Origin of the sequence: Nostoc parmelioides FACHB-3921 (genome assembly GCF_014696625.1) — a bacterium.
Lineage (GTDB): Bacteria > Cyanobacteriota > Cyanobacteriia > Cyanobacteriales > Nostocaceae > Trichormus > Trichormus parmelioides.
The window spans coordinates 25,958-47,394 of sequence record NZ_JACJQL010000046.1 but is presented as its reverse complement, the minus strand read 5'-3'; the positions used below and the strand labels follow the sequence as shown (position 1 = coordinate 47,394).

Here is a 21,437-nt window from a genome sequence, read left to right as displayed (position 1 = left end):
GTCGAAATACCCGCCTTCCCGCCATGCGGTATCTTTCAATTAGTGATGGAATTTCTTGAATATTTAAATTAGGAAATACTAAACTTGTTTCGGTTTGGATATATTTCTCACCTTGCAATTGGTAAATTTTGATGTCTCCAGCATCATAACACCAGATTTCAGGCACACCTAACCGAACATAGAGAGGAAATCTATCTAATGATTTACTCATAACATCAATTTCTAAAGCTAAATCTGGAGGTGGGTCTTGATTTAAATCAAAACTGAGCTTACCTCTAATTAAGGCTTCATTTTGGAAATAAAAGCAATTGTCAGATTCTATCCCAGCCTTTTTTAATTCTCGTTTCCAGGTAGTTGAACCATAACATTCATAATCTAACTCTAAAACTTCAGCCGTATCTTTGATAATGTCACCAATTATTTCTTTATAATATTCGTGTTCTGGTAATGGGGTCATAATCTCTAAAGTGCCATCATCGTAAGCAATCCTAGCTGCTCTACTTTCACCTAAATTTACTAATAAATTCTCAAATTGTTGCCAACTAATATTATGGAGAACTACCCGATCAGCACGAAGTTCAGTTAACAGCATATTTCCTCGCAGCATCAGTGAGTATTAGGCTGAGGAGTGTCAACCTACTTCATTTTATCAATGATGATTGATAAATATTTCCCAACCCTAACCACCTTCTTCCCACGGAACTTTCAACGATGAGCGATCGCTTCTATCCGGGTATACCTACAACAGATGATTTAATTAAGTAGATGAATAATCTCAAACTGATCTCAGAATATCAAAGCTTTGGCGGTAAACTCGGCTTTTATTCTCATCCGTCTTCTACCTGTAACGGGGAAATGCGTTTTGCTGTTTATCAGCCACCGCAAGCAGCCGAAAAACCTCTACCAGTCCTCTATTTTCTTTCTGGTTTGACTTGTACAGAAGAAAATTTTATGGCTAAAGCTGGGGCGCAACGTTACGCGGCTGAGTATGGATTAATTTTGGTTGCGCCAGACACTAGCCCGCGCAATACTGGAATTGCTGGTGAGGATGACGAGTGGGATTTTGGTACAGGTGCGGGTTTTTATGTGGATGCGACGGAAAAACCTTGGCGATCGCACTACCAAATGTATAGTTATATTGTGCAGGAATTACCTGCTTTGATTGCGGCTAATTTCCCTATACAACCTGAGAAACAAGGAATTTTTGGTCACTCTATGGGTGGACATGGGGCGCTGGTCTGTGCTTTGCGTAATCCCCATATTTTCAAATCTGTGTCGGCTTTTGCACCGATTGTTGCACCTATAGGCTGTCCGTGGGGTCAAAAAGCTTTTAGTCGTTATCTGGGCAATAATCAAGCAAGTTGGCTGGCTTATGATGCTAGTGAATTAGTCAAACAGTTGGGCTATCACAGCCAAATTCTCATAGACCAAGGTACGTCTGATAAATTTTTAACTGAACAATTATTAACGGATGTATTCGCCCAAGCTTGTAAAGCAGTTAACCAACCGCTTAATTTACGTTATCAAGCAGGCTATGACCACAGTTATTATTTCATTGCTAGTTTCATCGCAGATCATCTCCGTCATCATGCAATCTCTTTGGAGAAGTTGTGAACTACGCTATAAGGCGTTGCATAAATGCGGGATGAATTGAGACTTTTTTGTAAAGCAGAATATTGATTCTACCCTTCGGGTTCCGCTTGCGGTATGCGTCTTTGCGCCTTTGCGTGTTAGCGAAGCGGGGCGTAAGCCCGACAAAAATCATCCCACTAATCAGCAACGCCCGCTATAAATAACCTCTAAGCAAAATTAACAGAGGCTGTTAACCGTTGACAGTTAACAGCCCTAACGATGGACTTTACAACTTAAAAGCAGAATAGCCTAATATACTGAAAACGGAGGGATTAATAACGAAACCAGTCACGATTCCGGTCGTCACGACGGTTATTATCCCAACGACGGTTATTATCCCAACGACGGTCATTATCCCAGCGACGGTCATTATCCCAGCGACGGTCATTATCCCAGTGACGGTTATTATCCCAGCGACGGTTTTTGTCCCAATCGTTACGACGGTGATTATTCCGGTGACGACGGTGATTATCCCGATAGCGTCGGTCATTATCGCGGTCATAGCGGATATTATCCCAGTCATCACGACGGTCGTTATCCCGGTTATAGCGACTGTTATTTTGTCTACCTAACTCAAAGATAGAAAACGCTGGTGTGTTCGCGTCAGCCTTGGGGGAAATAGCCAAAGCTGAAGCGGATGCTATCAAACCAACAAGAAAAACAGAGGTAATGCGATTGATCATATGAGTCTAGAGTTATTGTTTGTAAGTTCTCCAAGCCCAGTCAATTTACGCAAAACAGATTCCACATAGCTTTCCATCAGACCGATTAATCTTCACTAGCTGGAAAGGTCTTCTTGGATGCAGAGAATTTTTTCATCTCTAATATAATTTTGCTAATAAGGTTTTGGCTGGTAACACTACATTGTTATATATTTAAATATTTTTTTACAAAAGAATAAATAAATTAAAATTTAGTGAGTGGTATTGATATAAAACAACATCAAAAACTCTGATAAATAATGGTAGTCTCTACAAGATATAAAGAGTAAACATCACTAATTTTAGGTAAGTTTTGATGTCAATAAAATTCCCCAATTCAGGTGCTAGTTAACTACTTGAAACTCAACACAAATCAACCTGAATGGCGTTGGCTGGGGGTAGATGATGAGTAAAATCGAGAAAAAACAAGACGTTTACTAATGCTGTGTTGTCAACCATGCAGCAAGAAAGTATTTCTTTGATAACCGCAAGTATCTCACACTTAATTTTCAAAGCGTAGAATTTTATGTCTCAGAGCAGTGCAAATACAGCAGCCTTACATTTAAGTAAAAAGCTACCTTTTTCCCTCAAGCGATTAGCAGATTTAGCTTACAACTATTGGTGGAGTTGGAGCGGCGATCGCCTAGCATTATTTCAAGCCATTGATCCCCAAGAGTGGGAACGCTGTGGACATAACCCAGTAGCAATTTTAGAATCGGTCAGCTACGAACGCCTCACCCAGTTAGCTGAAGACCCGTTTTATCTCAAGCAAGTTTCTGCCTTAGCGCAGGAGTTTGACCAATATATCAACCAGAAAGATACTTGGGTGAGTCGAGTCGCACCCCAAGTTTCCCACGAAAACCCCGTTGCTTATTTTTGTGCCGAATTTGGTATTCATGAATCTCTACCAATTTACTCTGGTGGGTTGGGTATTTTGGCTGGGGATCATCTGAAATCATCATCCGATTTGGGTGTACCGTTGGTGGGTATTGGCTTACTATATCGCCAAGGTTATTTTCGTCAACGCTTGAGCCGTCAAGGTTGGCAAGAAGATTATTATGTGGATAATTCCTTCCACCGGATGCCCATTGAGTTGATTAAAAATGAGCATGGGGAACCACTCACAATTAAATTGGAGATTCGCCAGCGCCAGGTAACAGTGCAAATCTGGCGCGTGCAAGTAGGAAGGGTAAGTTTATATTTACTCGATAGCGATCGCCATGACAATGATCCCATTGACCGTTGGTTAACAGGACATTTATACGGTGGTAACACGGAAACCCGTATCGCCCAAGAAGTTGTCTTAGGAATTGGTGGTGTCCGGGCGTTGCAAGCCTTGGGAATCAAACCTTCCGTCTATCACCTCAACGAAGGTCACGCCGCTTTCTGTACCCTAGAGATTGCTCGTCTGGAAATCGAACGTACAGGGAAATCCTTCTACGACATTGAAGCCAGCGTGCGGAATAGTTGCGTATTCACCACCCATACACCAGTTCCTGCCGGTCACGATGTCTTCTCCCCCGATTTAATCGACTCTTTCTTTGCCCACTACTGGACACAATTACGCCTCTCCCGTGAACAATTCTTAGCTTTAGGCGCACGGCGATTGGGTGACCCTTGGGAACCCTTTGGTATGACTGTGTTAGCCCTGCGGATGTCTCGCGCTTGTAACGGTGTGAGTGAACTACACGGTCAAGTATCCCGCAAGATGTGGACTGTCCTCTATCCCCAAAGAACGGAAGAGAAAGTGCCAATTGGTTACATTACCAATGGTGTACACGCACCCACCTGGACAGCACCTTTATTAGCCGACCTATATAATCAATACTTGGGTGCAGACTGGAAAACTCGCGCCATTGATCCCCAAATGTGGGCTAAAGTTGACGATATCCCCGATGAGGAATTATGGTCACGCCATCTCATCCTCAAAGAAAGATTAGTCGCCTACACCCGTTATAAAGTCAGAAAGTCACGGGAACATCGGGGTGAAGACCAAAGACTAATTCAAGCCAGTGATAGTTTACTTGATCCCAAAATCCTGACAATTGGTTTTGCTAGACGCTTCAGCCCTTACAAACGTGGCGACTTAATTTTACGTGATGCAGAACGAGCGTTACGCATTTTCAGCAACGCTGAACGTCCAGTGCAGATAGTATTTGCCGGCAAAGCCCACCCAGCCGATGAAGAAGGTAAACGGATTATCCAACGCTTGATGGAATGGTGTCATAATTCAGGCATTATCAACCGTGTTGCCTTTATTGAAGATTACGACATTTACACCGGACAGAAATTAGTGCAAGGTGTGGATGTGTGGTTGAATAATCCTCGTCGTCCTCTAGAAGCATCGGGAACAAGTGGACAGAAAGTCTGCTTCAACGGTGGGATTAATTGCAGCGTCCTTGACGGCTGGTGGTGTGAAGGTTACCAAGCCGATGCAAATGGTAAAGGCTTAAATGGTTGGGCGATTGGTGAAGATGCTCACACCAGCGACCAAGAATTACAAGACCGCATTGATTCCCAATCCCTGTATAAGTTGCTAGAAGAGGAAATTGTACCTCTATACTACGACCAAGATGCCAACGGGATTCCCCATCGTTGGGTGCAAGTCATGAAAGCATCCATCAAAACCAATGCACCATTATTTAATACAGACAGAATGATTGCTGACTACGTTACACAGGTGTATGTACCAGAAATCTCTACCCGTGTGCAGCCAATTTTAGCTAAGGTTCTGCTGTAGCTAATAATCTAAGTTTCCTGGTTCGGTAAGGGGGTAGTATATCTACCCCTTTTTTTGGTAATTATTGATAAGGATTAATTAAATTATCTAGCCTTTATAATTAAAATAATCTGGATACCTTGGTGAACAAAGATGAGTTTAGTCATTTCTGATGAGATTGTCCAAGCAAGTGGATTATCAGAAAAGGAATTAATTCTCGAACTGATTATCCTATTATTTCAAAAAAAGAACATTAGTCTTGGTAAAGCTTCCCAGTTGGCTCAAGTGCCTTTATTGCAATTTCAACATGAATTGGCAAAGAGAAATATTCCTCTTCATTATGATGAAAGTGACTTAGAAATTGATTTACAAAATTTGGGTATTCTTTAATAATTATGCCTATCGTTAGCAACACTTCACCTATTACTAATCTAGCTGCTATAGGCAAAATTCATTTACTAAAACAACTTTATGGCGGCATTATCATACCATCAGCAGTTTTTCATGAATTAACTCAGTGGGGAGATTCTATACCCGGAGCTAAAGAAGTTAAAACATTGCATTGGATTCAAGTTAACCCAATCACCAACGATGATTTAGTGGTGTCGTTAAGAAATAAATTAGATGAAGGTGAATCTTCTGCTATCGCTTTAGCATTAGAATTAAAGGCTGATTGGTTAATTATAGATGAACAGTTGGGCAGACAAATAGCAATTGAATATAATTTGAAAATTACAGGTATTTTAGGGATTTTGATAGAAGCAAAAAGTCGGGGTTTAATTTTATCAGTTAAACCCGTTTTGGATGATTTAATCAATATAGCAAAATTTTGGGTTAGTCGTTCTCTCTATAATCGTATTTTATCGATTGTTGATGAACAATAATAGGTAATAGATTTGTACCTATTACCTATTACCCATTACCCATTACACATTACCTACTTGCCAAATATTGATACATCTGCCAACGTGCATCAACTTCAGCTTGTGCTTGTTCTAGCAGTTGTTTAGCTACTTCTGGTTTACTTTTCGTCAACATCTTGAAGCGATTTTCTTGATACATTGATTGCTCTACTGATTGAGTAGGCGATCGCATATCTAACTGTAAGGGATTTTTGCCCTGTTGTTGCAACAGTGGATTATAACGATACAACAACCAGCGTCCTGATTCTACCAGGGCTTTTTGTTGGTTCATGCCTGTGGTCATGTTGATACCGTGGGCGATGCAATGGCTGTAGGCAATAATTATCGATGGGCCGTCAAAGGCTTCTGCTTCCAAAAATGCCTTGAGTGTCTGGTCATCCTTCGCACCCATCGCCACACTTGCTACATATACGTTACCGTAATTCATCGCCATTAAGCCCATGTCTTTCTTTTGTGCTGGCTTACCACTGGCGGCGAACTTAGCGACAGCTGCCTTTGGGGTGGCTTTGGAAGATTGACCCCCGGTGTTAGAATACACTTCTGTATCCATCACCAAAATATTCACATTGCGACCACTCGCCAATATATGGTCGATACCACCAAAGTCAATATCATAAGCCCAACCATCACCGCCAATAATCCAGACGCTTTTCTTGACTAGGTAATCTGCTAAGGATTTGAGATTTTGGATTTTGGATTTGAGGTGGGGGTCAAAGGTGGGAATTTTATCTAACTGTTGCTTTAACAACTCAATCCTTTGGCGTTGTTCCCAAATGTCAGCCTCGGTTTTCTGTGGTGCTTTGAGAATCGACTCTACAAGGTTATCACCCACTTCTGTGCTGAAATGTTGCAAAAGTTCCGCCGCAAACTCCCCTTGTTTATCTAATGACAGACGGTAGCCAAAACCAAACTCGGCGTTATCCTCAAATAAACTATTAGACCAAGCCGGGCCTCGTCCTTCGTTGTTTTTCGTCCAGGGGGTGGTGGGGAGGTTTCCGCCGTAAATGGAAGAACAACCAGTGGCGTTGGCAATGACTGCGCGATCGCCAAATAATTGTGTTAATAGTTTTACATAAGGTGTCTCACCACAACCAGCACAAGCACCGGAAAATTCAAATAGAGGTTCTTGCAGTTGTTGTTGGCGAATCTGGTTAAGTTTTAACTTGCGTCGGTCAGGATTAGGTAAATTCAAGAAGAAATCCCAGTTCTCTCTTTCCTGTTCCCTTAAAGGTAGCTGGTTTGCCATGTTAATCGCCTTCAGGGATGGCTCGGATTTATTTTTGGCTGGGCAGACATTTACACAAATAGCACAGCCTGTACAGTCTTCTGGGGCGACTTGGATAGTGAATTTTTGGTTAACAAAGTCTCTATCTTTAGCATCCACTGACTTAAAAGTCGGTGGCGCATTTTCTAACTCACCCGGCTGATAAACCTTAGCGCGAATTGCGGCGTGGGGGCAAACCATTACACACTTACTACACTGTACGCAGATATCTGTATCCCACACAGGTATTTCTTGAGCAACGTTGCGCTTCTCCCATTTGGCTGTACCTGTGGGAAATGTCCCATCAGGTGGTAGTGTACTTACAGGTAAGTCATCACCTTGCCACACCATGATTTTTCCCAGAACGTCCCGCACAAACTTGGGGGCGCTTGTGGAGAAGGGACTTTGGTTAGATAGGAGTGCTTCTTCATCTATCCATTTCCCTTTTTCCTCAAGAGGAATTTTCACTTCATGTAAATTTTCTAGGGTCTGGTCTACCGCTTGCAGGTTCATGCGAACAACTTCCACCCCTTTCTTACCATAGGTCTTTTCTATCGCTTGTTTTATTTTGGCGATCGCTTGCGCTTCTGGCAATACCCCCGCCAAAGCAAAGAAGCACACCTGCATAATGGTGTTAATGCGTCCACCCATCCCACTATCACGGGCGACTTGATTGGCGTTGATGACGTAGAGTTTGAGTTGCTTATCCAGAATTTGCAGTCGGACTTTCAGGGGTAAATTTTCCCAAACAGTAGCCGCATCATAAGGGCTATTTAACAATATAGTCGCCCCATGAGCAGCCGCATTTAAAACTTCGATGCGTTCCAAAAATCCCCAGTGATGACAACCAATAAAATTGGCTTGGTCAATCAAGTAAGTAGAACGTATGGGTTGAGAACCGAAGCGCAAGTGAGAAACCGTCATCGAGCCAGATTTTTTGGAGTCGTAAACAAAATAACCTTGGGCGTAATTGTCTGTTCCTTCCCCAATAATCTTAATTGAGTTCTTATTCGCCCCCACTGTCCCATCGGAACCCAAACCATAGAACATCGCCCGGACAACGTTATCCGGTTCCGTGGAAAAGCTAGGGTCATATTCTAGGGATGTATGCGTTACATCATCATTAATCCCGATAGTAAAGTGATTCTTCGGCGTAGCTTGAGCCAAATTATCAAACACAGCCTTCACCATCGCCGGTGTAAATTCCTTCGACGACAACCCATACCTTCCACCAATAATTTTGGGGACTGGGGACTGGGGACTGGGGACTGGGGAATTATTTTTATTTACCCATCCTTCATGAATCGCTGTAACTACATCTTGATACAAAGGCTCCCCCGCGCTTCCTGGTTCCTTAGTGCGGTCGAGGACAGCGATCGCCTGTACACTACTAGGTAAAGCCTGGATAAATCTCTCTACATCCCAGGGGCGAAATAGTCGGACTTTGAGAACGCCTACCTTTTCCCCACGGGCGTTGAGATAATCCACTGTTTCATGGACAGTCTCACAACCAGAACCCATGATGATAATTAGGCGATCGGCATCACTCGCGCCGTGGTATTGATATATTTGATAATATCTCCCCGTCCGTTCGCCGAATTTATCCATAATCCCTTGGACAATTGCGGGACAAGCGTTGTAGTAAGGGTTTGCACCTTCACGGGCTTGGAAGAAGACATCAGGATTTTGGGCTGTCCCCCGCAACAATGGACTATCTGGAGTGAGGGCGCGGGCGCGGTGTGCAGATATTTTATCTTCATTAATGAGCGATCGCACATCATCATCTGCTAAAAGCTCTACTTTCTGCACCTCATGGGAGGTACGGAAGCCATCGAAGAAATGCAAAAAGGAAACCCGTGTATCTAAAGTAGCCGCATGGGCAATTAAAGCGAAATCGTGACTTTCCTGCACCGAAGCCGAACACAGCATAGCAAACCCAGTACCACGCGCCGCCATCACATCACTATGGTCGCCAAAAATTGATAGGGCGTGGGTAGCCAAGGAACGCGCCGCTACGTGAACCACCATACTAGTCAGTTCACCCCCAATTTTGTAGAGATTGGGAATCATCAACAACAGCCCTTGAGATGCTGTGAAGGTAGTACTCAAGGAACCCGTTTGCAAAGCCCCATGCACCGCACCAGCCGCCCCGCCCTCACTCTGCATCTGCACCACACTGGGAACTGTACCCCATAAGTTAGGACGACCTTCCGCCATCCAAGCATCAGCCAATTCACCCATTGCTGAAGAGGGGGTGATTGGATAGATAGCAATTACTTCATTCAGTTTATAAGCAACACGGGCGACAGCTTCATTGCCGTCAATAGTTGCAAAAGTTTGGCTCATAATTTTATCCTTGTCCTAGCCCTAAACTGCACTTTCAGAATGTAGAGATAGAAGAATGAGAAATAGCCAGAACCAGGGAATTAAATGTATTTAATGAATGGTAATAGGTAATTGTTCTTTACCATTACCAATTACCTATTTTACAGATATTATCAGTATTCAACGGTAAGTGATATCATTATCAAAATGAGTATTTATATGGGGCTTGCGGCTACTGATTCGACTTCCTACAAATATTCCATATGTCAGTATCTCATCCGCAACACTTTATATATACATTATCTATTAACAATGTACTCTATTGGTAAACTGCCTAATTAATCGGCTTTTTAGCTAATTAATTGCATTTTCTGGGGTAGAGGTTCGGGATGATTTCCACTATCTTTTAACTGTGGACTATTGACTATTGACTATTAACGAATATTTTCAGATTTTGGCTGCTTGAAAATAGAAGATGGTCGCGGTATGGATTGCTCCCGTAACAAGAGTAAAGGAATACTTAAAAACCCCAAAATCATCACGACTCCAGTCATCAACCATACTGCCAATCGATTGGGTCGATAGTCGCCGCGCTCTATTTGCCAGAATACTTGATTGTAACGCCATGCAGCTAGAGCGATCGCCAAAATTCCCACAAGCACCAAAACAATCCCTAAATTCTCTGAGTTGAATAGAGGATTGACATAAGTTTCTTTTTGTGAAATCGCCATATCAAGCTGACGCAAAAATAACCCAAATCTCGCAATAGCAAACCCAAAACCAATCAAGGCGATAGAAGTTCGTAACCAAGCTAAAAAAGTCCGTTCATTCGCTTGATGCTCTCGCTGACGGTCTATTTTCGGCAGCTTATTCATAAAGTAATTGGTTCTTTGGCTTAGAGGAATACCAAAACTGAAATATTATCAGCAAAAGCTATTTTCTCTATCATTCGCTAGTAATAATTAACGTAAGGACTTCCAGTAAAAATATCCAAATGTAGGGTGCGTCAGTTCGATAGAACCTAACTATACTCAGAAATTATTCATACTGACGCACCCTACCAGACCAGATAATTGATTTTTTGGTGTTCCTAAGTATCTGTAGGGTAGGCAATGCCCACCAAAACCCGGATATAGTGGGCATTGCCCACCCTACATACAGTTCTAAGTAATGAGGTAGGCGTGAATAGTTAAACTCTGCGAAGAAAGCAATGGGATAAAATTGTATATAAATGTTAAGGCTTTATTTTCATGAATTGGTTGTTTTCTACACTGGTATTTTTCTTAACACTACTAGCGGCAGGTATCGCGTTATATCTCATTACTGCTAGACGTTATCAATCATCTAACTCCGTAGCCAATTCCTACGACCAGTGGACTGAAGACGGGATTTTAGAGTTTTACTGGGGCGAACATATCCATTTAGGTCATTATGGTTCGCCACCGCAAAGGAAAGATTTTCTGACGGCTAAATCTGATTTTGTCCATGAAATGGTGCGTTGGGGTGGTTTGGATAAATTACCCCCTGGTACTACCCTGTTAGATGTTGGTTGTGGAATTGGGGGTAGTAGTCGCATTTTGGCACGGGATTATGGATTTGCTGTTACAGGTATCACTATCAGCCCCCAACAAGTCCAACGCGCCCAGCAGTTAACACCTCAGGAACTGAATGCACAGTTTTTGGTAGATGATGCGATGGCGCTTTCTTTCCCAGATGGTAGTTTTGATGTAGTTTGGTCAATTGAAGCTGGCCCACATATGCCAGATAAAGCCATTTTTGCCAAAGAATTGATGCGGGTGCTAAAGCCTGGTGGAATAATGGTTTTAGCCGACTGGAATCAGCGAGACGATCGCCAAAAACCCCTCAATTTTTGGGAGAAACCAGTAATGCAGCAACTACTAGATCAGTGGTCTCATCCAGCTTTTTCCAGCATTGAAGGCTTTTCTGAGCTTTTGGCAGCAACGGGATTAGTAGAAGGGGAGGTAATCACCGCAGACTGGACAAAACAAACACTCCCCTCTTGGCTGGATTCTATCTGGCAAGGAATAGCTAGACCGGAGGGATTGGTGCGTTTTGGTCTATCTGGTTTCATTAAATCTCTGCGAGAAGTGCCTACCCTACTACTGATGAGGCTGGCATTTGGTACGGGACTCTGTAGATTTGGGATGTTCAGCGCTTTACGAGCTGACACTGTAACATCATCAGCAGAACAGACATCTGCGATCAAGGTTGCTCAAAAGTAATCAATTGCGAGATTCCACAAAAATACACTGTGCTGTTTCTCGATCCAAGGCGGTGCGAGTTCTGCCGACCATGATGATATAGGATGGAAAGCGTTGCTCTAGCACCAACTTGCTCCCCGGTAAAATCCCGAATGCCATCAGCTTTTGTAGTACAGCCTGATCTTGAGTTCGTAAACTTACTACCGTTTGCGGTTGACCGACTTTAACTGTTGATAAGGCGTTCATATTAAAAGTTCACTCCGAATAATATTAAACCGAGGTTGACAACATATCCCATAAGGAAGGCGAAGGGAAAAATAAACAGTACTATTGCCAAAGTAGTTTTAGTTCCCCGTTCCTTAATCAGCATTTGCAATTGGGCAATACAGGGTAAAAACAAAGTCAAAACGATCGCAGCTATCACTAACTGATTACCTGTCAAGCTTCCCTGTTGCTGCAAATCAAATAGTCCGGCTGCACCATAATCTCGACGGAAAAAGCCATAGAGAAATATGGGGGCTGCTTGTTTTGGCATTCCTAAAGCCAAGGTGAGAGGTTCAATGGCGCGAATAATTACGTCAAATAATCCCGTTAAACGTCCCACCCAAATCAACACAGATGCCCAGATAAATAAGGGTAATACTTCCAAGAAATACCACTTCATCCGCACCCAGGTTTTAGTGAAAACATTCCGTAATTTGGGCAAACGTAAAGGGGGAATTTCCATGTAAAACCTGCCGGAAGTCCCAGGTAGCAATCTGGCGGTGAGATACCCAACTACTAGGAAGATGGCGGTGATAAAACCTCCCCAAAACAATAAGGCGGCTGGTTTTTGTGCCAGTAGTCCCACAATTACACCCCACTGTGCTGCACAAGGTATGGCCAGAGAAAGTAAAAAGGTGGCAATTAATCGTTCACGTCTGGTTTCTAAGGTGCGGGTGACTATTGTTGCCATTGTGTCGCACCCCAAGCCCAACACCATCGGAATGACTGCACGACCAGATAAACCGACGGATTTGAATAAGCGATCCAGCATTAAAGATAAACGTGGAAGATAGCCGCTATCTTCTAGTAACGAGAACATCAAGAAGTAAGTGGCAACTACAGGTAAAACGATCGCTGTAGCATAACGGATTCCCAAGGTGATAATGCCATAGTCATGAGCAATCAAGTCTTGAATTGGTCGCCAGGGAATGATTTGCGCCGTGATTTGGTTGACTAATGGGTTAATTTGTACTTCAAAAAAGCTTTCGATGCGATCTACTAGTTCCCCTGCACCAAATTCACCGACAAATTTGTAAACTCCGTAGTAAAGAATAACCACAAGAATAGGGAAGCCAGTAATAGGGTTGACTGTGAGTTGGTGGAGTGTTTCTGTAATTGACGATCGCGCTTCTCTGGTTTCATGCAACACTGATCTTTCTATTGTCCGAGCCTGACTTTGACGAGTATTAGCGATCGCTAGCCCCAAAGGTTGATGAAGTTGATTTTGGGTAACAGTAATCAAAACTTCCAGATGACGACACTGTTCTTGGTCTTGTTGTAATATTTGCCATAATCCTGGGTCTTTCTGTAACAACAATAAAGCCAGGCTACGAGGTGATAGTGAGTAATTATGAAATAAATAGCGATTGCCCAATGTCTGCCACCACGATTCTAGTTGAGCGATCGCTGCTTCAATTGGTTCTGGATAGATAACTTGGCTAATCATGCCCTTTTCTCCTGATATCAAATACTTACGCTGGTATCATGGCAACCTGAACTGGCAGAAGTGAAGCTATCCTGTGTCGCAATTCATCTATACCTTGGTTCAAAGCAGCCGCCATACAAACTACTGGAATCCCTAATTCCATCTCCAGTAAGTCTGGTCGCAAATCCAACCCCCAACGTTGGGCTTCATCCATCATGTTGACAGCGAGTAAAATTGGTAGTCCAGCTTCTATCAGTTGAAAAGTTAAAGGCAGCATTCTTCCCAAATTCTTTGCATCTACCACATGAACCACAGCAACTACGGGTTCTAAAAGCAATAAATCTCTGGCAACTTTTTCTTCTTCACTGATGGGTAGTAGTGAATACATTCCTGGTGTATCAATCACTGTGATGCTTTGTTCCCCAATCTGCGCCAACCCACGACTTACTTCTACAGTTGTACCGGGGTAATTAGAAACTGTGACATAAATTCCCGTTAGTGCATTGAACAACACACTTTTACCAACATTGGGCATTCCTACCAAAGCAATTTGGGGATTGTGTGAAATATTGTCAGTCAATGGTCGCTGACTTTTAGGAAAAAATAGCGATTTAGGCGATCGCTTTTTACAAGATTGACCCTGAGATTTACATTTGTGACAATCCATAAGAATTTCTCGTTGAGATTAACTGCACATTATTCTCAACGAGAAACATGAGGAACTTGTGAGGAAATCTTCTAATATCAAGAAACACCCAATTACCCATTCCCAATTACCTATTCCCCACAATATCCCTCCAAGCTTGCACCACTCCCAGTAAATCCTGCGGCAAGTTATTCTGAGAAATATCGTTGTACTGTACTGTACCGTCTTCGCTGGTCAGAGTGTAGGTGATAAAATCAGCAGCACCTCTAGGGGCTGGGTAATTAATATTTTGGAACTCCTGTGATCTGCGTTCTAGCAACCGTTGGAATTGACGTACTTGCTGCATAGGAACACGGCGCACACTGCGCTCAGAATCATTCGCATCCCCAATCCGCACACGGATTAACAAACCATCATCACGTAATACTGTTTCGTAGGTTCTACCCGCAAAGCCACCGCTAGAAATTTCTCGAAATACTACACCTTGATCTAAAGGTGGTGGTAACTCGCTGGGACGAATCGGTACAGGGTTGAGATTACCATCATCTGAGATTTGGGTATCGTTAATTTGATTCCAAGCGGTAATAACAGCTTGTAAATTTCTCGGTACGCTATTTACAGAAATATCATTGTATTCCACTGTACCTTCTTGGCTAGTAAGAGTGTAAGTGATAAAGTCAGCACTGCTTCTGGGTGCGGGGTAGCGCAGATTATTAAATTCGCCTCTATAACGTTGTAGCAACTGCTGAAATTGCTGTAATTCTTGGCGACTCAGACGGCGCACACTGCGTTCAGAATCATTAGCATTACCAATCTGCACACGAATCAATCGACCATCATTGAGCAAAATTGTCTCGTAGGTTCTGCCAGTAAAACCACCACTCGCAATTGAGCGGAAGACCACATTCCTATCTAAAGGTGGCGGTAATTCACTTTCAGAAATAGGTATTGGTTGCCCAGAGTTAACATTACCAGTAGTTGTGCTAGCAGCTCGATTGAACTTGACTAAAAAGTTATTGTCAGTGTGATAAACGAACTTTTCCCGGCCTATTGTGACCGTAACACGCCAACCAGGCACTTGTGCGAAGGTACAAACGCCCCCATCTAAATCTAGACAGCCATTACTCCACACCACCCGTTCTGCTTGGGTAATATTTCTCGAACTGACTGCAATCTTGCTTCTACTGCGATTGGAAGCATCCGCTAACACTTCATCTATAATCGATGTTGGTAAATTTGCACTGGGATTACTTCCAGTTGCTAACCGGACTCTATCACCATTTTCATTACTGACAAATACCCAACGCTGATTCCCAGCACCTACAGTTACTTGCCAACCAGAGACTAAAATTTGATCGCAAGGATTGGGAAAAGTGGAGACTTCACAACCTTCAACCCAGTTAGTCGGCTGAAATTCCACAACACTCAAAGCCCTAGTTGGCAATCCTGAGATTTGTCGCGCCTCTGCTAATACAGCATTTCTCACATTTTGGGGTAATCTACCTGTGTTAAGTTGTTCGTTTAACCTAACCACAGAACCATTTTGATTGGTGTGATAAATCCAGGTTTGTTTACCGCGAGAAACTACAACTCGCCAACCTGGAACTAAAGCCTGAGAACAGAGTTCATCCGGTCGCTGTAGTTCTAAACAACCATTGCGCCAAGTTTGTTGACGATAATCAGTGATTTTCAAAAAGAGGGAAGAAATTCCTTCTCTATTTGATAAATCCCGCAACACAGCATTAGCTACAAGGCGCGGTAAGCGGTTCGCTGGAACATTTTGTGCTAAAAAATCGATAGATGAAGCGCTGGCGTTCTTTATAAGTGTCAACCCACCACCAACAGATAGAATACCAGTCAAGATTAAAGCAGTAATAATTTGAGCCTGTTTAGTATAACGATAAATTGGCAGCATAATTCCTAAGATAAAACGCTGACATCAGCGTCTAGAGTTCAGTATTGCAATGTTCAAGAATTAATACCTAAGAAATCAGATAAATTCCGTAATTATTCCCCAGATAACATTACTTGGGACTTCTTGCTGGTATGTCTTCTGATGTATAGCTGTTGACGGTTGACGGTTGACGGTTGACAGACTTGAAAGCCTTGTGTTGTCACCGTTTGCTCTTAGCTTGATGTCCTAATCTATCTGGCTACGGCTATATAGCTGGGGACTGGGTGAAAAGTCTTTTTGTGTCTAGGTTGTATCATCTGTTGATGTCCTAGCACTACTGGCGACAGCTATATATGTGAAGATGGACGCTCGTGTATTAATTTTTTGTTCCTAAGTATTTCTAGAGAAATAGAAAACAGTTGGTCAAAGGAAAAAATCTTTTACCTTTTTACTTTTTACTTTTTTGTTCCCAATCCCCAATCCCCACCAGTCTTAAGCAGTTAGGGCTGAAGTTTCCATCAGTGGATTTTGAACCCCATCGAATTTAATGGTGTTAGCTGCCCAGTTTTTTAAATCGGGTGCTAACCAGATTAATTTCTGAAGAATTTCATCATTTACCCATAATACCAAGGGGAAATGAAAGTCTTTACGAAACTCATCTCGCATGATATTTGTACTGAGAATGAGTTGGTTAATGGCCTCTACCGATTCTAAACCCCGAATCATCAGAACTTCCGGTTGAGTATTGCCCAATCTGGTTTTAATGGTTGTGTATAGTGTCTCGTCCGTTGGTGAGAGGGTAATCTCTTGAATGTTGGTTGAAGAAGATTCTTGTAAGGAATTAAGGGTTTGCTGCTGTTTTTTCACAGAGTTGGCACAAGCTAAGATGAGTGAGAACTCGCCAGTAGCCAGCATCAGCGCCCTTTCTAATCTTTTTGTGGCGGCTGTCATGTCTGTCAATAGGTCTTGCGAGTTACTTAAGCTGTTCATTATCAACCTGATCCGTGGTTTCTAAAGTTGCTTAACACAGTGATAGAGTTACTTAGTGTATTCTTATTACTTGTTTAAGTAACTATTTGATTTTTTATCCTAAGCTTTCGTTATTTTTACTTAGAATCACCATAAAGATACACTATTTTTCCAAAATTAGTTAAAAATTTACATAATTATCTAATGAATATAAAGATTATATGGGATTGACAAACAGGTAAGAGCAGAAAATTTTCCAGCTTTTTGAGCTAGCAAATCCCATGCCAAAGGTAGTTTTGCCGATTTGAAGACAACTTTATCAGCCTTTTATGGCAAGGCTTCTGACCACTCAACGCTAACAAAACGGTGCAACTTCTGCTTAACTATTACAGTCATGCTTCATGTTTTCTTAGCAGATGTTTGTAACGATTTATGAAAGTATTTGTGAAGTGGTGTAGTGGATCTTTATTACCTAATATTGCAGCAATTAAAAAGCAGGTATTCTTTGGCTTAATGATGGTTTTGAGTGTTGTGGCTACGGTGATGCTATCGTTTCCCTTAAACGCTCAAATTACGCCTGGTGCAGGATTAGCATCTGAATTGAGAGGGGTATGGTTAACCAATATTGATAGTGATGTATTATTTGAACGAGATCGCCTCAAAACATCTTTACAAAGTTTAGATAAACTCAACTTCAACACCGTATATCCAGCAGTGTGGAACTGGGGATATACACTTTACCCCAGCAAAGTTGCAGCCAAAGTTATTGGACGAGCGATCGACCCCACCCCAGGATTACAGGGGCGAGATATGCTCAAAGAAATCGTCACGGAAGGACATAAACAAGGACTAACCGTAATTCCCTGGTTTGAATTTGGGTTCATGGCTCCAGCCGATTCGCTCCTCGCCAAAAACCGTCCCCAATGGTTAACCAGTCGCAGCAACGGTAGTCGCATAGTCAAGGAAGGTAAACACGATCGCGTATGGTTAAATCCCTTCCGGCCAGATGTTCAACAATTTATCCAAGATTTAATCGTGGAGATTGTGAGAAACTATGACGTTGATGGTATTCAATTTGACGATCATTTCGGCTTACCTTCAGAATTAGGCTACGATGCCTACACAGTAGCTTTATACAAAAAAGAACACCGTGGTCAAGCCCCCTCCAAAAACCCCCGTGATCCGGAATGGTTACGTTGGAGAGCCAGTAAAATTACCAACTTCATGCAAAGAGTATTTAAAGCGATTAAAGCTACTAAAAAAGATTGCTTGGTTTCCGTTGCACCTAATCCTCAGCGTTTCTCCTATGATTACTTTTTAGCAGATTGGCAGAAATGGGAAAGAATGGGACTGATTGAGGAACTGGTATTGCAAATTTACCGGGATGATTTAAACGTTTTTGTTCAAGAATTAGAATATCCAGAAGTCAAAGCAGCCAAAGCACATATCCCTGTGAGTATTGGGATTTTATCTGGGCTGAAAAATCGCTCCGTACCTATGCAACAGATTCAAACCCAAGTACAGAAAGTACGCGATCGCAACTTTGCTGGCGTTTCTTTCTTCTTCTACGAAACCCTCTGGAATCTCAGCCAGGAAGCATCCGCAAAACGTCAAGCCGGCTTCCAACAAATATTCTCCCAACCAGCCAAATATCCCAATCTGATTACAGGTTGGAAGCCATAAATAAACGCGACACACCACGGAAGAATTGAGGCTTCTGTGGTGTATGGGGCTGCAAAGAATTGCCCTTTTTTAAGTTTTATCAGAGACTGTTAACCATAAACGAAAAATCAGCCAAATTCTTTCATGCGTCGAGATTCGATATTTTATAAACTGTTCCAACAATCTCCCAGTTTACTATTTGAATTATTGACAAACCCTCCTATAAATGCGGAGTCTTATCGATTTGATTCGGTAGCTGTTAAAGAACCAAAATTTGAAATCGATGGGGTATTTTTACCACCAGACAGCGAAAATCCTGGTGTTGTGTATTTCTGTGAGGTGCAGTTCCAAAAAGATGAACAGCTTTATGAAAGAGTATTTGCAGAATCCGCGTTATACTTCTACCGCAACCGTGCTAGATTTAGCGATTGGCAAGCGGTAATCATTTATCCATCGCGCTATACCGAACAAAGCGATGTTTATCCCCATCGTGCATTACTGAACAGCAACCAAGTTCATCGAGTGTATTTAGATGAATTGGGTGATATTCGCTCTTTGCCCTTATGGTTAGCATTGATGGTTTTAACTACGATAAATGAAGAACAAGCACCCTTGGAAGCTAGATATTTATTAACAAGGAGTCAACAGCAAGCATCTCAACCATCAAACCGCGCCATAATAGAGATGATCACAACGATAATGGTGTACAAGTTTGAACAATTAAGTAAAACAGAGGTAGAAGAAATGTTGGGAATTACACTTAAAGAAACGAGAATTTATAGAGAGATTAAAGAAGAAGGACGGGAAGAAGGGCGTGAAGAAGGACGGGAAGAAGGACGGGAAGAAGGGCGTGAAGAAGGGCGTGAAGAAGGAAGACAGCAAGAGGCTGTGAATCTGGTTATTCGATTGCTAACTAAGCGATTTGGAGAAATTTCTCAAGAAATGCGATCGCACATTTCCACTCTACCTCTACCGATTCTCGAAGATTTGAGCGAAGCGTTATTAGATTTTACAAGTTTGGCTAATTTACAAGCTTGGTTAGAAGCCCTTTAAGATGAAATTGAGTTTTCAGATCCCCGACTTAGAAAAAGTCGAGGATATAGCTAAGACTGAACTAACCACCAATCCCCAAACGCCCAGCCAAAGCAGGAGTTAGAGGTAAAAGGGTAGTAATCATCAAGAACAAAACAAGCAAGCATAAAGCCGCCCTAGCATCATCGGGTTCGCTAATTTCATTCAAGTTGGGACGTTCTAAATCCCGTTGTAAGAACAAAATCACGATCGCCCAATACATCGCCAGTGCATTACCCAGAGAAACCAATGCCAACACAATTAAAGTAGCAAATGTTGCTCTACCTGCGGTTTTACGTCCGTAAATTGCCTGAATAATCCGACCACCATCTAAGGAGCCAGCTGGCATTAAGTTCAAAGCGGTGATGACCAATCCTAGCCAACCAATTATTACCAATGGATGGACGTTGACTAAAGGCGATTGCAGCGCCGAACCCAAGACAACCCGTGCTAGACTACCGACCAAAATTGATCCTTGAAAAAACTGATTGGGTAACTGAAATAAACTGCCTTGGTGGGATAGCAGCAAACCCACAATCAACATGAGCAAAGAAACAATCCCACCAGCTATCGGCCCAGCGACCGCAATATCGAATAATACTGAGCGATTGGGTAATAGTGACTCGAAGCGAGTAATTGCCCCAAAAGAACCGATTTGTACAGCCGGCAAAAAGAAAGGCCAGCTGAGGCGGACTTGATGACGGCGAGCAAGTAACCAATGCCCAATTTCATGAGCCACTAAAATGGCAAATATCCCGACCCCTATGGGCAAAGCCTCTGGCAATCTGGCTGGAGTGGAAAATAAATCAAAATTCAAGAGTAATCCAGCAGTTTCTAGGCTAGTGCCGATAGTTGCTATACCCAGGATGGCAGCAAAAGCCTTCTGTGGTAATGTTGTCGGGCGTGGATCATTAGTGCTGGGTAACACAATCACCACAGGCTTAGTGTCTGTATTTTCTACTAAAAATAGGCGATACTTTTCACCTAACTTGTCTTGCAAACTCTTACTCAGACGAGTATGAACCTCTTGGGGTTCGCCGCGTAGATTACCTTTGAAGATAGCACCTTCTTGGTAGGCGATCGTTTCTGTGGCAAAAAAGGTATCAATCCCGAAAATGCCTTTAATTACATTTAAGTCTTCTTCGGGGATTGGCATGATTTCTACAACTACCCCCACAGGCTGGGGGATATTTTCTGGCGTTGGTGAAGATTCAGCCGCCAGCCTTTCCGTTGCCCGTTGCTTGAGGATGGCATCTTGTCCAAGCGATCGCAACTGTCTACCCAAATAGATGTACAATCCAGCAGAACCTACGACCAAGAACAATATGCCGACGATGTTGATATAAATCCCGGCAGCAAACAAACCAAAAAATAACAGCCAGGGAGCCATTAATACCACCGACTGCAACCAGGCTAAGATTCCCAGTTTACCAAAAGGTCTGGCGCGGTAAAAGCCCCAACCCAAAATGGTGAAAGCTACAAGTAAAATTATTCCCAGTATAGAAGTCTCTGAGGAAGCAAACATTTCCCAACCCTTCGCTGTGAAAGACTAAGCCCGAATTAGGCCGGTGTTATAGATACATTACCAATCTATAACGAGGTTGTGACCTGCCCAAATAACAAAGGGGGTAATTTTCCATTTTTTAGTAGGGGAGAGTTGCAATTGATAACTTTATGCAAGCCTCTCATCCTTTGGGAAGTGTTCAAACTGGCTGTATC

Annotated in this window: 17 protein-coding genes; 7 read left to right on the top strand and 10 right to left on the bottom strand. The window is 42.6% G+C overall.

The window, feature by feature from the left end; genetic code table 11:
• Window positions 1–592 (bottom strand): Uma2 family endonuclease (locus H6G14_RS23515; RefSeq protein ID WP_190570159.1); only part of this gene is annotated, 592 nt, incomplete at its 3' end.
• A 173-nt stretch (window positions 593–765) separates the two neighbouring features.
• Here H6G14_RS23515 and fghA point away from each other — a divergent pair.
• The gene (fghA, locus tag H6G14_RS23510) at window positions 766–1,614 is read left to right on the top strand and encodes an S-formylglutathione hydrolase (RefSeq protein ID WP_190570153.1); all 849 of its coding nucleotides are present in this window, start codon (window positions 766–768) and stop codon (window positions 1,612–1,614) included.
• 290 nt (window positions 1,615–1,904) lie between these two features.
• Here the strand turns inward: fghA and H6G14_RS23505 are convergent, their stop codons facing one another.
• Window positions 1,905–2,315, bottom strand: a complete 411-nt coding sequence (locus tag H6G14_RS23505) for a hypothetical protein (protein ID WP_190570152.1) — start codon at window positions 2,313–2,315, stop codon at window positions 1,905–1,907.
• Between the two features lie 544 nt (window positions 2,316–2,859).
• Between H6G14_RS23505 and glgP the strand changes: the two genes are divergently transcribed.
• The 3 genes from glgP to H6G14_RS23490 all read left to right on the top strand — a co-directional run bounded on the left by glgP (window position 2,860) and on the right by H6G14_RS23490 (window position 5,936).
• Entirely contained in the window at window positions 2,860–5,073 is a 2,214-nt protein-coding gene (glgP, locus tag H6G14_RS23500; protein WP_190570150.1) for an alpha-glucan family phosphorylase, read from the top strand.
• A 132-nt stretch (window positions 5,074–5,205) separates the two neighbouring features.
• Window positions 5,206–5,442, top strand: a complete 237-nt coding sequence (locus H6G14_RS23495; RefSeq protein WP_010996956.1) for a UPF0175 family protein — start codon at window positions 5,206–5,208, stop codon at window positions 5,440–5,442.
• A gap of 5 nt (window positions 5,443–5,447) precedes the next feature.
• On the top strand, window positions 5,448–5,936 hold the full coding sequence (locus H6G14_RS23490) for a PIN domain-containing protein (RefSeq protein ID WP_010996955.1): 489 nt from the start codon (window positions 5,448–5,450) through the stop codon (window positions 5,934–5,936).
• Window positions 5,937–5,985: 49 nt separating this feature from the next.
• Here the strand turns inward: H6G14_RS23490 and nifJ are convergent, their stop codons facing one another.
• Both nifJ and H6G14_RS23480 read right to left on the bottom strand, forming a co-directional pair.
• Entirely contained in the window at window positions 5,986–9,585 is a 3,600-nt protein-coding gene (gene nifJ, locus H6G14_RS23485) for a pyruvate:ferredoxin (flavodoxin) oxidoreductase (protein ID WP_190570148.1), read from the bottom strand.
• 413 nt (window positions 9,586–9,998) lie between these two features.
• On the bottom strand, window positions 9,999–10,439 hold the full coding sequence (locus tag H6G14_RS23480; protein WP_190570145.1) for a YidH family protein: 441 nt from the start codon (window positions 10,437–10,439) through the stop codon (window positions 9,999–10,001).
• A 375-nt stretch (window positions 10,440–10,814) separates the two neighbouring features.
• Between H6G14_RS23480 and H6G14_RS23475 the strand changes: the two genes are divergently transcribed.
• Entirely contained in the window at window positions 10,815–11,807 is a 993-nt protein-coding gene (locus H6G14_RS23475; RefSeq protein WP_190570143.1) for a methyltransferase domain-containing protein, read from the top strand.
• Here H6G14_RS23475 and H6G14_RS23470 read toward each other — a convergent pair whose 3' ends face one another.
• From H6G14_RS23470 to H6G14_RS23450, 5 genes are all read right to left on the bottom strand, one after another.
• Window positions 11,808–12,032: a FeoA family protein gene (locus tag H6G14_RS23470; RefSeq protein WP_010996278.1), complete on the bottom strand. Its 225-nt coding sequence runs from the start codon at window positions 12,030–12,032 to the stop codon at window positions 11,808–11,810. It lies immediately after the preceding gene.
• Window position 12,033: 1 nt separating this feature from the next.
• Window positions 12,034–13,497 carry a ferrous iron transporter B gene (locus tag H6G14_RS23465; protein WP_190570141.1) on the bottom strand — a complete coding sequence of 488 codons (1,464 nt, stop codon included), beginning with the start codon at window positions 13,495–13,497 and terminating at the stop codon, window positions 12,034–12,036.
• A 25-nt stretch (window positions 13,498–13,522) separates the two neighbouring features.
• Window positions 13,523–14,143 (bottom strand): FeoB small GTPase domain-containing protein, encoded by a 621-nt coding sequence (locus H6G14_RS23460; protein WP_190570139.1) that lies wholly within the window; start codon window positions 14,141–14,143, stop codon window positions 13,523–13,525.
• A 106-nt stretch (window positions 14,144–14,249) separates the two neighbouring features.
• Window positions 14,250–16,037, bottom strand: a complete 1,788-nt coding sequence (locus tag H6G14_RS23455; protein ID WP_190570137.1) for a hypothetical protein — start codon at window positions 16,035–16,037, stop codon at window positions 14,250–14,252.
• Window positions 16,038–16,508: 471 nt separating this feature from the next.
• The gene (locus H6G14_RS23450) at window positions 16,509–17,006 is read right to left on the bottom strand and encodes a hypothetical protein (protein ID WP_190570135.1); all 498 of its coding nucleotides are present in this window, start codon (window positions 17,004–17,006) and stop codon (window positions 16,509–16,511) included.
• A gap of 411 nt (window positions 17,007–17,417) precedes the next feature.
• Between H6G14_RS23450 and H6G14_RS23445 the strand changes: the two genes are divergently transcribed.
• Together H6G14_RS23445 and H6G14_RS23440 are read left to right on the top strand one after the other, a co-directional pair.
• Window positions 17,418–18,668 carry a glycoside hydrolase family 10-like protein gene (locus H6G14_RS23445; protein WP_190570133.1) on the top strand — a complete coding sequence of 417 codons (1,251 nt, stop codon included), beginning with the start codon at window positions 17,418–17,420 and terminating at the stop codon, window positions 18,666–18,668.
• A 123-nt stretch (window positions 18,669–18,791) separates the two neighbouring features.
• Complete coding sequence (locus tag H6G14_RS23440; protein ID WP_190570131.1) at window positions 18,792–19,700, top strand: Rpn family recombination-promoting nuclease/putative transposase; 909 nt, start codon at window positions 18,792–18,794, stop codon at window positions 19,698–19,700.
• A gap of 61 nt (window positions 19,701–19,761) precedes the next feature.
• Here H6G14_RS23440 and H6G14_RS23435 read toward each other — a convergent pair whose 3' ends face one another.
• Window positions 19,762–21,243 (bottom strand): site-2 protease family protein, encoded by a 1,482-nt coding sequence (locus tag H6G14_RS23435; protein WP_190570129.1) that lies wholly within the window; start codon window positions 21,241–21,243, stop codon window positions 19,762–19,764.
• Window positions 21,244–21,437 lie beyond the last annotated feature (194 nt).